This is a genomic window from Cyclobacterium amurskyense (assembly GCF_001050135.1).
GTDB classification, from domain to species: domain Bacteria; phylum Bacteroidota; class Bacteroidia; order Cytophagales; family Cyclobacteriaceae; genus Cyclobacterium; species Cyclobacterium amurskyense.
Genome location: NZ_CP012040.1, coordinates 5,142,065 through 5,155,480, shown reverse-complemented (window position 1 = coordinate 5,155,480; position 13,416 = coordinate 5,142,065). Strand labels below are relative to the sequence as shown.

Genomic DNA, 13,416 nt, shown 5'->3' with positions numbered 1-13,416 from the left:
CTATTGTAGTTCGGTTACAGCCATTCCATCCTTAAGATTGATCAAACCAGAAGTGATCACCTTGTCGCCAATGGACAATCCTTCCAAAAGCACCAATTTGCTATCACCCAACTGAGAGATTTTAATTTTCTTCAAAGTCGCTTTTCCGTCTTCCAGAGTATAGACTTCCGGATTTTTCACTCCTCTTACCAAAGAAGTTCTTTCTATCAATATTGCATCTTGAGCAGGGTAGTCAAAGGTCGCATAAGCAAACATCCCTGGCTTGATTTTATCAGAACTGTCCTCCAATTCAATTTCAACCTGGTATTTTAAAGAAGCATCACCTTTACTACTGGTAAAAGAAACTTTCCCTGTGAATTCTTGGTCAGGGATCACTCCTACCTTAACCTGAACTTCATCTCCCACCTTGATATTGGCGATTTCCATTTCTGCTACCTGGACCACCAATTTCAAAGGCATCACGTTTACAATCTCTACTACATCCATTCCTGGGTTCATTAAAGTACCGATTTCAATATAGTCTTCATTGATATAGCCTGAGATAGGGGCAGTGATTACAGTATTGGTCAACCTTCTTTTGATCATCTTAATTTCAGAAGCCCCCATTTTATGAGCGTTCTGAATTTCTTCAAGTTGCTTTTCGGTTATGGCTTCTGTTCCAGCTAGATTTTCATACCTACGCAGATCTCTGGTGTATTGCTGAAATTTTGTTTCTGCTATTGAAAGCTCAGCTTGTAACAATTCATCGTCAAGTCTGGCTATTACATCTCCTTTGGAGACATAATCTCCTTTGTCTTTCAATATTCTTACAACTTTACCACTGCCTTCAGATTTTAGGATTAGCTCTTGGCTAGGTATAAAAGTACCATTGGTGGTAAATGAAATAGAATTCGATGTTTTTGTAATCAATTGGGTTCTCACTGGTATGAATTCACTGGTCTTCATCGCTTGCTCAGCTTTGACTCCCATTTCTTCCTTGTTTTTATAAAGTGTAAAGCCGATTACTCCAGCTAGGAATACAATTACTATAGGTGTGATTAATTTTTTCATAATTATTTGTGACAATATCTTTAAGTTCTTTTTAATTTATTGGGCAATCTTCTCTATCTGACCTGTTGATTGGTAGAGGTCTGCTTCTGCAGTTTTAACATTGATTATCTGACTAAAGTAAGCTGCCCTAGCTTCTCTTAAGGCTGTTTCAGAATCCAATACATCTGTTAAAGGAGATAAGCCTTCTCGATAAAGCTGGTTGGTTTCATCAAATACTGTTTCAGAAAGAATCAGATTCGATTGTTGAGCTTCCAGACTTTTCAGGCTATTTTTCATTTTTTTAACGGCATTTAAATAAGAGGCTTCTGCATTTTGTTCTGCTAAATACTGGTCATGTCTCAATTTTTCACTTTGAATCTTGGCTTGTGCAATTTTGTTTTTGCGTTGAAATCCATCGAAAATCGGAATGTTCAATTGTATGCCAACCAAAGAGCCCCTATACCATTGGTGACTACTGGATAAAAAATCAAAAGAATTTGAAAAGGCATTGTAATTCAAATCAGCAAAGGTAGCAATCGTCGGATAATATCCGGATTGGATATTTTTGATGTTTAGAGCATGCAATTCCTGTTGCTTGTCCAATACCTGCAAATCATACCGGTTGCTTAAATCCGGATCCATAGTCAAAACTTGTAATGAATTGCTATTTTGATCAAAATCATAAGCTGTCAGTTTTAATTCTGATGCTACAGGGAGACCCATTACCAACTTTAAGTAATTGCTTCTTTGTTCAATCAGGGTTTCCAGATTGTCCATTTCAGTTTCCAAACTTGTTAGGTTAACCTTCACCCTATTATAATCCACCTTCCTGGCAAGGTCATTTTCATATTGGGCTTTTAGAATCCCTTCCAATTTAACGAGCTTATCATGGTTCGCCTCGAGGTTGATTTTTTGAAGTTCAGTGGCAATAACACTATAATAATTAAGGGCTATATCATAAATGATGTCCTCAGAAGTCATGGCAGTCATCAATCGATAAAACTCTTCAGAAGTTCTGGCTGCCTTCAATCCTATAAGGTAAGACTGACTGAAAACAAGTTGATTAACTTTAAATCCTCCCTTGAGGCTTTGAGGTACTCCAAAGGAAATAACATCTACCCCATTTGGGTCTGAATTTGGGTTTAGCACTCCTCCCGGAATACCTTGAGGATAGACATCTATAAAATTATTATAGGTGCCATATGCTTCTAGTTGGGGCAACCCGGAACCTGTAATTTCTTTCCTTTGAAAACCAGCTTCCTGCTCATCCAACATTGATTTTTTGATTTCAATATTGTTTTTTAATCCTAACTCTATACACTCTTTTAGAGAATATCCATCGTCCCTTGCTTCCTGAGCATTGGCCACGCCCCCCAAGAAAAGCGTTAATATAAGGGGAATCCAGTTTTGTTTTTTCATTTTATTAAATTATATTATATTCAGTAAATAATAGTTTGTTCAGTATTTTATGAACCAAATAGATAAAAAAATATTATTTCAGTTGATTTTTATACCTTTCTACCAATTTTGGTAATTCAGCTTCCATGAATTTCATGAAATTGGAAACTTCAATTAAATAAGAATTAAATTCCATATTAGAATCAGATCTCGTAGAAATGATCTCTTCTACTATATTATTAAACTTAAATACTCCCTTCATGTCTTCTTGAATATCCACTTTCCAATTGCGGATTTTCAATCTGAAATACCTTTTTCTTTCACCAGGTTTAGTGATGTATTCCACTTTATTTTGACTTTGTAGAAGTGTTAAAGCTTGACTAACAGCACTTTTACTTACAAATAAGGCATTCTGAATATCCTCAAATGTGGCTTCAGCTTCCTCAATAACCATCAATAAGCCTATGATTCTACCAAGAATTGGTTGATTTCCTTTCTTCTCGAAAAAAACCCCAATTTTTTCTATAATCTGTTGTTGATCTGTGGTCAGTGTCATATTGTATTCGTTATTTGAGTCTATTAACGCCACAAAGATACAAAAGGTTTTGTTGGTTCATAATTTAATGAACCAAAATTTAGAATATTTTTTTAGCCCATTCATGGTGTAAGCCCAAGCATCATGAGGTCCTTAATATGAAATCAATACTAATTGATTTCTGATTTTTTCCCTGTAACAAATTGCATTTTAATCTGTACATCCCATAAATAAGAAATTTTTATTATTAATTAGATTTATTCTAAATAATATTAATAAATTCTTGGCATCTTAAATTTTTGCTTCTATTTTTGCCACTGTTAAGAACAATTCTAAATAATAAGCAATGAAATATATTTTACCTTTCGTTTTACTATGGTTTACAAGCCTACCTTTATTGGCACAGACAGGAGAAATAACAGGCTCTGTGAAAGATACAAAAGGAAAACCACTTGAATTTATTAATGTAATGGTTGTGGACTCACAATTGGGCACAATCACAGATTTTAATGGTGATTTCATTATTAAAGCAGTTCCATCAGGTCCCCTTAAATTGTCATTTAGTTCACTTGGCTATATTAAACAAGTAAAGGACCTGGCCTTAAAACCCGGACAAATTATCCATTTGGAAGTGAATTTAAAAGAAAGTGAAGTAACGTTACAGACGGTTGAAATTCTTGGCCGATCAGAGACTTCATATAGAAATAATTCCTCTTTTATTGGTACAAAATCAGCAACAGCGTTGAAAGATGTACCACAATCTATAGGCTATGTTACCAAAGAACTGGCATTAGATCAGGGTGCTTTCAGGGTGAATGATGTGGTCAAAAATATAAGTGGGGTGAATCAATTCACTTTCTACAATGACATCACAATTCGCGGTCACAGAATTCAAGGTCAAAAAACATCTGGCAACCTGGTCAATGGCATGCGAGCCATGACAAGTTTTTGGAAACAACAACTTATTCCTCATATAGAACGCGTGGAAGTGATAAAAGGCCCTGCCTCCGCGCTTTTTGGCAATGCCTCTGCAGGTGGTACCATCAATAGGGTAACAAAAAAACCTCTAAAAGAATCAAGACAATCGGTTAGTTCAACACTAGGTAGTTTCAATACTTTCCGTGTAGTAGGCGATTTTACTGGTCCCATGACTGAAGATGAAACTTTGCTTTATCGACTCAATCTGGGATACGAAAATTCCGGAAGTTTCAGGGATTTGCAGTATGACAAGAATTTGGTTGTAGCTCCCTCCTTTTCATTCTTGCCTTCTGATAAAACGAGGTTAAACCTGGACATTGTGTACCAACAATCTGATGGAAGATTGGACCGAGGGCAGGCTGTATTTGGCAATGGAGATCTTTTTTCTGTTCCAATTACCAAAGCTTTAAATGCGGTGGATGATTACCTCAAAGAAGAAAGTGTAAATGCCACCATCTCCTTGAATCACCAATTTACTCAAAATATTAGCTTTAATTCGGTATATATGCGATCCAACTATGCAGAAGACCTTCTGGAACACCGTTCCAATAATGTTTTTGCTGTTTTGGGAGATGGAAGTATTGACCCTGAAAAAGTGGGCATGCGGGTAGGCATTAGAAAAAGAAATTGGAGCAATAATAACTTCAGCAACTATTTTAATTTTGATTTCGAAACTTCTATAATTGAACACCAACTGTTGGTAGGATATGATTACTTTCAGCAGGTTTTGTTACCAGGAGGTTCTCAATTAGCAGCAAGAGGTTATTACAGTGCTGATGGACAAAGCTCAATCAATTCATACAATCCTGAGAACAAAGAAGCTTATTTGTTAGATGGACAAGGAAATCCAGTTCCAATTGTAGCTCATTTTGACCTTACCGACCCTTTTGCCAATCAAATGAGGGACATGAGTAAGTATATTTACACTACCAGTAATTTTGCGCCCTCAAAATTAAATTCACATGGCTTTTATATTCAAGAGCAAGCTACCATTGGTGATTTCAAAATTTTACTAGGCCTAAGGCAGGAGTACTACCGGGATGTATTGGATTATAAAGTAGGCACTGAGGACAATGTTACCCAAAATGCGTTGATACCAAGGGTGGGATTGGTTTACACCATTAATCCTCATTTAAATGTGTATGGTACTTATGTGCAAGGTTACCAACCTCAGACAGCCACAGTGATCAATGATCCTAATGCGGGTGGTCCTTTTGATCCTTTGACCAGTGAACTGAATGAAATAGGAGCCAAATCAGACTGGTTTGACGGTAAATTTAGTGGAAGTTTGGCCTTTTACCACCTAACTGAATGGGGTTCCCTATTCAATGCAAATGAGCCCGGACAGCCTGATTTACTTATTCAGAACGGTGAAGAAGTTTCTAAAGGTTTTGAAATAGACTTGGCAGGTAATATTACACCAAATTGGAGTTTGACTGCTAGCTATGCTTTTAATGATGCCGTAATTACACAAAATGAAGATGAAAACCTGATCGGCAAACAAAAGCCCAATGCACCAAGAAATACAGGAAACATCTGGACCAAATACCTGATCAAAGAAGGGCAATTCAAAGGACTTGGCTTTGGTTTTGGTGCCAATTTTGTTTCCGAGCGATTTGGTTCTTTGGGAGCTACAGATAACCCACCAATATTTCCAGGATATGAGTTGTTTGATGCCGCTGTGTATTACAAGATGAATAGGTTCCAGATTCAAATGAATGTCAATAATCTATTCGATAAAACCCATTGGGTAGGCGGATATGATTACCTGAGAGCATTCCCTGGAGCCCCGAGAAATGCAATGACAACGATTTCCTATATCTTTTAATTGAACAAGGTAACCTTTCCTGAAACATTTCAGGAAAGGTTTTTATATTCTAAAAATGAATAAAAATTTTATCTGGAAAATTCACAATTGGCTGGGCCTTTATACAGGAATAATAATCGTATTTCTAAGTATAACAGGTGCGGCTGCTTTGTTCCGACCAGAAATTGACCGCTTGCTTAACCCCGAACTCACCAAGGCAGCAGACAGTACTGAAAAGGCTTCTCTAACAGCGGCGGTGAATAAAGTATTGCCTTCTCATCCCGACAAATACCTTTTTGAAGTGGAGATGCCAAAGGGCAATTTAGACACCTGGATTATTCGGATGATGCCAAAGGAAAAAAGCAGCCTAAACCCAATGATTTGGGAGATTTTTGTGAATCCCCACACGGGAGAAATTCTAGGAGAACGCAATTACTTTAAATCGTTCAGCTACTTTTTAAGGAATATACATGTACGGTTTTATGAAGCCTATTACGGTAGGCAAATCGTAGGTCTAGCTGGGATAGCCCTATTTTTGTCTACCATCACCGGTCTTTTGATATATGGGAAGTTTATGAAAAAACAACCCTTTGGCAAGATTAGGAAAAGCAAACTTAGAATCACACAGGCAGATATTCATAAATTGGTGGGCATTAGTTCACTTGCCTTTAACTTGATGATAGGCATCACTGGTGCCTGGTTAGGCCTTCAGGCCTATTTGATGTTGGGACTAAATATTGAGCAACCAAATAGCTTTACCCGTTCTGAAAAAGTTTTAGATGCCGAGGATGACCTCAACTACCAATTGGACTTTGATGCGATCTATGAGAATTCCAGAATAGCATTTCCAAACATGATCCCTTGGTTTATCCGTCCCACAACGAATGGAGAAGGGATTGTTCAGGTTCTAGGCAACGTTCCAGGTCAGGCTTATGAAAGGCGATCTAACAAGCTTGTATTTGATAAACAGGACCACAGTCTTCTTTTCAAGTACAATATTGATGATCAGGATTTTGGTTCAAAACTATATTTCGTTCAGGAATCCTTTCATTTTGGCGATTTCGCAGGTTTACCTTTAAAGTTTCTCTATTGTCTTTTGGCTTTAAGTTCCGGCTTTCTCTCCCTTAGCGGATTCATTATTTATTTGGAACGAACCAGAAAATCAAAATCTCAAATGGGCGAAGTCATTCCTATAAAACCACTACTGATAAAATGGACCTTAGGTATATTTGGAACCATTATTCTCATTGGGATTATGAGTACTCAAATAGGTTTAGGTATTCCATCTATACTTGTAGGTTTGGCCTTCTATGGTTTTATTATCTTCATCATAATCAAAAAGCTAATCTCAGTTTCCAGGAAGGAAACAATAAAAAATCAACCTGCATGAGTAATCAAATAGATAAGCTAACCGAACATTACCTTATACCATTGCTTTTGGCCTTTGGATCTATCTTTCTTATAGTCAGTGTGTTTTATTGGAATGAATGGAGAAATGTCGCCACTGAAAACTTTTTATATCCCTACTACAACATCAGTGGTGAAAGTACAGATAATTTCCTGGCGGCTACGAGGAAAAGTGGCTTGGGATATTTTGCATTTACGGTTTGCTGTTTTGTGGCGGTAATTTTAAAAAGAAGGATATTTTGTCTTATTATCGCAAGTTTATCGGCAATAGGGCTCTTCCTTTTGTTCTAACCCCAATCCCAAATTCTGTACTAAGCAAAGTTAGGTAATAAATTGAGGACTGTATTTGGTGGTATTGCTTAAGAAAAAAGCCAACAATACTACCAAATTCTCTCAAATTTGCTTAAAAACATTACTTATTCCAAATGCCAACTAATCCAATTAATCTTTCCATTGGGTATGATGGGCTTTATCTGGGTCTCCATCATTTCTCCTATAGGTATGGGCACCAAAATAATCCCTTTGTGCCTGAATCAAACTGGCAGCTGAATTGGCTGTAGTTACACCCAGGAAATAGTTAATCGCATTGGATAATATTGGCACTGGAAATCCATTTTGCAAAGCCTGACCTACCACATAAGACAAATCACCTTGGTAACTTTTTAAGGCAGTTATCGCTTCATAGTTAAGCAAAATATGGTTGCTTTCTTTAAATATATCCACCAACTCTTCCATCAGTTTAGACCTGATGATACAGCCACTTGTCCAAATTCTTGCAATTTCAGAGAAGTTAAGTGCCCAATTGTTCTTTTCTGAAACTTCCAACATCAATGAAAATCCAACTTCATGATTTATAATTCTGGTTGCCTGGTAAGCCGCTTGTAGTTTGTCTAGAAAATTCTCTAAATCTTCAATTCCAGTAAATCTTTCTAAGTTATACAAGCCTGAAGAAATCATTCGAAGTCCTTTTCTGGCAGAAAGATTCCTGGCCATAACCGCTTCAGAAAGCACTCCATAAGGTACTCCATATTCCAGAGCAGTATTTACTGACCATCCACCAGTTCCTTTTTGTGCCGCCTGGTCTAGGATTTTGTCTATTAAAGGTTCTCCATCTTCGTATTTCCTTAGGATGTCAATGGTAATTTCCAACAAATAACTGGCAAGGTCGCTGTCCATCCATTTCTCAAAAATATCCGCAATTTGAAGAGGAGAAAGCTCCAAATAATTACGCATCAGGTAAAACACTTCCGAAATGGCCTGCATTTCTCCGTATTCTATACTATTGTGCACCATTTTTACAAAATGCCCTGCTCCTCCTGGGCCGGTGTAAGTTACACATGGTTTGCCTTGATAGTCTTTGGCAGCAATTTTCTCCAAATAAGGTGCAATTTTAGTGAAGCCGTCTTTGTCTCCACCTGGCATAATTGAAGGACCTCTTCTTGCCCCTTCTTCACCACCTGATACACCAGTACCTACAAATAGAATACCTTTTTCCTTTAATAATTCGGCTCTTCTGATTGTGTCTTTATAAAATGAATTCCCTCCATCTACCAGAATATCACCAGGGTTCAATAAGGGAATCAGTTCATTGATCTGCCAATCTACCGCAGTGCCTGCTGGTATCATTAACAATATTGATTTCGGTGAGGAAAGTGAAGAGATAAAAGGTTTGATTTCTTCAAAGGCCTGAATATTATCGTAGTCAGGGTTTTCTTCAAGGACTTTCTCAGCAACACGCTCTTCTTTACCTTCCACATACCTATTGTAAATAGATAGGTTTACGCCCTTGTCGGCTAGGTTTAAGGCCAGACTTTTCCCCATTACACCCATTCCAATCACACCAAAATCAGCCAAATTTTCCATTGTTTTGATATCTTTCATTATGTTTTTTACAATAAGTTCGGGAGCATTATCAATAGCTACCTTTCTCCCATATTCAGGCACCTCCAATGCAGCCATTTGAGAATCCAATAAGGCAGGGTTCATAAAATGTCCAACCCTAGCCCCTAATCTTTTCTCAACGAGCGATTTACTTCCTTCCAAAAGTACCCAATGTATATTTGGTACCACTTTTAGAATGGTTCGGTATTTTTCATTCAAGGCAGAACAGGCCAAAACAGCCCCTTTCTCCTGAGAACAAAGTTTTAGCTTTTCCGCGACATTGTTTAGCCATGGTATCCTGTCTTCGTCTTCTAATGGCGTACCCGCATTCATTTTGGTTTTATTGGCTTTGGGATGGAAATCATCTGCATCTAAAAATGGTACTCCCATTTTATTTGCCAATAATTGACCAATAGTACTTTTTCCGCAACCCGTAACCCCATAAACAATTATAATCATAGACGAAAATATGAAATTCAGCCGGATCAAACCATTTTAAATGGCTAATTTTGTTAATTGAACCATATCAATATTGTTGGATGTTATAGATGGAATTTGCGTTCATGGAAAAACAGAATATGACTCAGCGTAAGAAAAGAGTAGTAGTAGGTCTCTCAGGAGGTGTAGATAGCTCTGTTACCGCCTACTTGTTGAAAGAACAGGGCTATGAGGTGATAGGCATGTTTATGAAAAATTGGCATGACGAATCGGTTACGATTTCCAATGAATGTCCTTGGGTGGAAGACAGTACTGATGCCATGTTGGTAGCCCAAAAGTTGGGAATACCTTTTCAGGCCATTGACCTTAGTGAAGACTATAAAACAAGAATTGTTGAATACATGTTTGCTGAATACAAAGCTGGTAGAACCCCTAATCCAGACATACTTTGTAATCGAGAAATAAAATTTGACATTTTCTTAAAGGCTGCCACTAAACTTAAAGCTGATTTTGTGGCCACTGGACATTATTGCCAAAAAGAAGAGCTAAGTATAGACGGTAATCCTATGTACAGACTCCTTGCCGGGGCAGATCCTAACAAAGACCAAAGTTATTTCTTGTGTCAACTGAACCAAGAGCAGTTGAGCAAGGCACTGTTTCCTATTGGCCATTTGCAAAAAGCTGAGGTCAGGGCAATTGCCAAAGAGGAAGAATTGATCACTGCCGAGAAAAAAGACAGTCAGGGATTGTGCTTTATTGGAAAGGTAAAACTTCCCGACTTTCTGCAACAACAACTGAAACCTAAAAAAGGAAATATTTTGTCCATTCCAGCCAATGCTGAAGTATATGCCGGACATGGAATTCCTGCAGGCATTGAGTATGAAGACTTGGACAATGCTCAATTGGAAGAAATCTGTTGGCCACTACAGTATACTGCCGACATGGGTGAAAAAGTTGGTGAGCACAATGGGGCTCATTACTACACGATAGGGCAGCGCAAAGGTTTGAATGTAGGTGGAACGGGTAAACCGCTGTTTGTTATAGCCACTGACACTACTGAAAATATAATTTATACTGGCTTGGGTGAGGATCACCCCGGTCTTCTGCGACATGGACTTCATGTTAAAAAAGATGACATCCACTGGATCCGACCAGATAAAACATTAAAAGTTGGTGAAACAGCTACTTACCTTGCCCGCATTAGGTACAGACAGCCTTTGTCTACAGCTACATTACTAATGAGAGAAGATGGCTTGTATGTATTGTTTGACAATGCTCAGAGAGGAATAGCTTCCGGTCAATTTGTGGCCTGGTATGAAGGAGAAGAGGCCATTGGATCTGGTGTAATTTATTAGGATGGTTCAACTCCCGATTATTTTCGAAGACGAGGAATACATAGCCATAAATAAACCTGCTGGAGTATTGGTTCACAAAACACCTCTGGAGAAAGATCCAGAGGCCCTATTTGCTGTGCAATTACTGGAAGAACAAGTTGGCTATAAAGTTTATCCTATGCATAGAATTGACCGGCCAACTACCGGTGTTTTACTCTTTGGCAAAAGCTCTAGAGCAGCTTCAATGCTTCAACCTCAATTCTTTGACAACAGCATTAAAAAATATTATCTGGCAATACTAAGAGGGTATTTACCTGAATCACATGGGATAATTGACCATCCTTTAGCCAAGGACATGGAATTTGTGCTTCAGGAGGCACGTACTGAATACTGGGAATTAGGGAGTTCTGAGATCCCCTATGCTTCTTCTGGAAGATACAGTACAAGTAGGTATTCTCTGGCGAAAATTTATCCTCATACAGGAAGGATGCATCAAATCCGTAGGCATTTTGCTCATTTGAGACATTATATCATAGGAGACACTACCCATGGGGACAATAGGCAGAATAAGTTCTTTGCAAGACAATTTGATCTTGCCAATATGCTACTACATGCCTGGCAACTGGACTTTACCCAGCCTTTTACCAAACAGGCACTGACTATTTCAGCCGTGGTTCCTGTACATTTTGAAAAAACCATGAACCAGCTCAATTGGTCCATAAAAGAATTGAGGAGTACCACTATTTAATAATGTATAAATTTAACTTAAACATAAATGAATAAGATGAACCCAAATCCTTTATCTCTTTTAGTTATGCTAATAACTTTTGCCTTATCAAGCACTTTAGTTTTGGCTCAAAAAGAAGGAATAGATAAGGCCATAGAACGAGCTGAAGCACTTTCTCATTTTAAATTCCTTGCTTCAGATGAATTGAAAGGAAGGGATCCTGCTCGTCCTGAAATTGACATTGCGGCCTACTATATCGCGAATCAGTTTGAAAAGTATGGGGCAAGTCCCTTGAATTCCCTAAATGCCTATTACCAATATGTTCCATTTGTGGCTTCCTCTCCTCCTACCGTTGGCTCAATGAAATGGAAGGGTTCCAAGTTTAAGCATGGGCAAGACCTTTTAGTATTGGGTGGTGATGATATTTCAGGTGAATTTGAAATGGTTGTTGCAGGCTACGGATTTGAAGAGGATTATGCCAATAAAGATGTTAAAGGTAAATGGGTGATCGTCAGAGTTGGAGCACCTAACAGAATGACCCCAACCGAGCTTTTTAAGGCTGGAAGAGAGAAACTTGCTATTGCCAAATCCCAGGGAGCTATTGGTCTGGTAGAAATGTACAATGTACCAACCACTCCATGGGGCTTATTGGTGAATTATTTAAATAAATCCCAACTGACCATAGATATTGATCCTGAGAATGATGATACTTTACCTTATTTATGGTTGAAAGACTTGAAAGGTGACATTATTAAAACCATTGCCAATGGAAAAAATGAAATGGAGATTGATATTAAAGGCAAAATCAATAGAAAAATTAGGGGAAGAAATGTTGTAGCTGTAATTGAAGGAACAGACCCTCAATTAAAGGATGAGTATGTAATGCTTTCTGCACATTACGATCATTTGGGAATAGGCAAACCCAATGCGGAAGGTGATTCCATTTACAATGGTGCAAGAGACAATGCAGTAGGAACATCAGCCTTGCTTCAAGCGGCCAATTATTTTGGTAAAAATCCTCCGGAAAGATCGATTTTACTCTGTGCCTGGACTGCTGAAGAAAAAGGGTTACTTGGTTCTTCTTACTTTGCAGACAATCCTCCTTTGCCATTGAAACAAATTGTTTTCAACCTTAATATTGACAATGGAGGCTATAACGACACAAGTCTAGTTACGGTAATTGGTATGGGTAGGTCTTCGGTAGATCATCATATCTCGGAAGCAGCTAAGGCTTATGGGCTTAAAGCAATTTCAGATCCTGCCCCTGAACAAGGATTGTACGATCGTTCTGACAATGTTAGTTTTGCCAAAAAAGGCATCCCCGCTCCTACTTTTAGTTTGGGATTTACCGCATTCGACGCAGAAATAGGAAAGTATTACCATCAAGTTACTGATCATGTAGACAACTTTGATTTGGACTATGCGCTAAAGTACTGGAAGTCTTATATACTTTCTGCTGAAAGTATAGCCAATGACCCGAAAAAGCCACTTTGGGTAGAAGGGGACAAATATGAAAATGCAGCAAAAGAATTGTATGGGAAAGATTACTGATCAAGTAAATTAGAAACTACTTAATCGTACTTCCTTTAAAAAAAATAAGCCCTGTTTTCTGAAAAACAGGGCTTATTTTATAGCTATATACATTCACTTTACTTACTGCAAGTCAAATAATTTAATACAAAATCGGATAAATTTTAAATCCAATTTTGTATTTGTCCTCGAAATGCCTTCTGAAGGACTTTTTACTCTTCAACCAAATGTTTCAATTTTTGATCTAATTTTGCTCTATCGAAATAATTTCCTTGCTTGATTAATCCGCATGGTATTTTTAATATCCTCTAAGGGATTAGCATCCAAAATAACCAAATCAGCCACTTACCTT

10 protein-coding genes are annotated in these 13,416 nt (G+C 37.9%); 6 read left to right on the top strand and 4 right to left on the bottom strand.

Annotated features, from left to right (window positions below):
- From CA2015_RS20565 to CA2015_RS20555, 3 genes are all read right to left on the bottom strand, one after another.
- Window positions 1-1,050: an efflux RND transporter periplasmic adaptor subunit gene (locus tag CA2015_RS20565; RefSeq protein ID WP_048643598.1), complete on the bottom strand. Its 1,050-nt coding sequence runs from the start codon at window positions 1,048-1,050 to the stop codon at window positions 1-3.
- Window positions 1,051-1,086: 36 nt separating this feature from the next.
- Complete coding sequence (locus CA2015_RS20560; protein ID WP_048643597.1) at window positions 1,087-2,448, bottom strand: TolC family protein; 1,362 nt, start codon at window positions 2,446-2,448, stop codon at window positions 1,087-1,089.
- A gap of 73 nt (window positions 2,449-2,521) precedes the next feature.
- Entirely contained in the window at window positions 2,522-2,983 is a 462-nt protein-coding gene (locus CA2015_RS20555) for a GbsR/MarR family transcriptional regulator (RefSeq protein WP_048643596.1), read from the bottom strand.
- A gap of 325 nt (window positions 2,984-3,308) precedes the next feature.
- On the opposite strand from CA2015_RS20555, the gene CA2015_RS20550 reads away from it, so the two are divergent.
- Genes CA2015_RS20550 through CA2015_RS20540 form a run of 3 tightly spaced genes read left to right on the top strand, consistent with a single transcriptional unit; the run spans window position 3,309 to window position 7,445 of the window.
- Complete coding sequence (locus CA2015_RS20550) at window positions 3,309-5,768, top strand: TonB-dependent receptor (RefSeq protein WP_048643595.1); 2,460 nt, start codon at window positions 3,309-3,311, stop codon at window positions 5,766-5,768.
- Window positions 5,769-5,823: 55 nt separating this feature from the next.
- Complete coding sequence (locus CA2015_RS20545; protein ID WP_048643594.1) at window positions 5,824-7,137, top strand: PepSY-associated TM helix domain-containing protein; 1,314 nt, start codon at window positions 5,824-5,826, stop codon at window positions 7,135-7,137.
- Window positions 7,134-7,445 (top strand): hypothetical protein, encoded by a 312-nt coding sequence (locus CA2015_RS20540; protein ID WP_048643593.1) that lies wholly within the window; start codon window positions 7,134-7,136, stop codon window positions 7,443-7,445. The genes CA2015_RS20545 and CA2015_RS20540 overlap by 4 nt, the downstream gene beginning before the upstream one ends.
- A 150-nt stretch (window positions 7,446-7,595) precedes the next feature.
- Here CA2015_RS20540 and gndA read toward each other — a convergent pair whose 3' ends face one another.
- A complete protein-coding gene (gene gndA / locus CA2015_RS20535; protein ID WP_048643592.1) occupies window positions 7,596-9,494 on the bottom strand; it encodes an NADP-dependent phosphogluconate dehydrogenase in 1,899 nt (632 codons plus the stop codon).
- A 104-nt stretch (window positions 9,495-9,598) separates the two neighbouring features.
- Here gndA and mnmA point away from each other — a divergent pair, with 104 nt between their 5' ends.
- From mnmA to CA2015_RS20520, 3 genes are read left to right on the top strand one after another with little or no spacing between them, the layout of a single operon-like run.
- A complete protein-coding gene (mnmA, locus tag CA2015_RS20530) occupies window positions 9,599-10,828 on the top strand; it encodes a tRNA 2-thiouridine(34) synthase MnmA (protein WP_084012048.1) in 1,230 nt (409 codons plus the stop codon).
- A 1-nt stretch (window position 10,829) separates the two neighbouring features.
- Window positions 10,830-11,555, top strand: coding sequence for a pseudouridine synthase (locus tag CA2015_RS20525; RefSeq protein ID WP_048643591.1), 726 nt, complete (start codon window positions 10,830-10,832; stop codon window positions 11,553-11,555).
- 36 nt (window positions 11,556-11,591) lie between these two features.
- On the top strand, window positions 11,592-13,085 hold the full coding sequence (locus CA2015_RS20520) for a M28 family peptidase (RefSeq protein WP_048644659.1): 1,494 nt from the start codon (window positions 11,592-11,594) through the stop codon (window positions 13,083-13,085).
- Window positions 13,086-13,416: the final 331 nt, after the last annotated feature.

Bases quoted from the DNA above. Each gene is read 5' to 3' on its own strand.
- CA2015_RS20525 (WP_048643591.1), top strand. From the start codon at position 10,830: ATGGTTCAACTCCCGATTATTTTCGAAGACGAGGAATACATAGCCATA.
- CA2015_RS20560 (WP_048643597.1), bottom strand. From the start codon at position 2,448: ATGAAAAAACAAAACTGGATTCCCCTTATATTAACGCTTTTCTTGGGG.
- CA2015_RS20540 (WP_048643593.1), top strand. From the start codon at position 7,134: ATGAGTAATCAAATAGATAAGCTAACCGAACATTACCTTATACCATTG.
- CA2015_RS20545 (WP_048643594.1), top strand. From the start codon at position 5,824: ATGAATAAAAATTTTATCTGGAAAATTCACAATTGGCTGGGCCTTTAT.
- CA2015_RS20520 (WP_048644659.1), top strand. From the start codon at position 11,592: ATGAACCCAAATCCTTTATCTCTTTTAGTTATGCTAATAACTTTTGCC.
- mnmA (WP_084012048.1), top strand. From the start codon at position 9,599: ATGGAAAAACAGAATATGACTCAGCGTAAGAAAAGAGTAGTAGTAGGT.
- gndA (WP_048643592.1), bottom strand. From the start codon at position 9,494: ATGATTATAATTGTTTATGGGGTTACGGGTTGCGGAAAAAGTACTATT.
- CA2015_RS20555 (WP_048643596.1), bottom strand. From the start codon at position 2,983: ATGACACTGACCACAGATCAACAACAGATTATAGAAAAAATTGGGGTT.
- CA2015_RS20565 (WP_048643598.1), bottom strand. From the start codon at position 1,050: ATGAAAAAATTAATCACACCTATAGTAATTGTATTCCTAGCTGGAGTA.
- CA2015_RS20550 (WP_048643595.1), top strand. From the start codon at position 3,309: ATGAAATATATTTTACCTTTCGTTTTACTATGGTTTACAAGCCTACCT.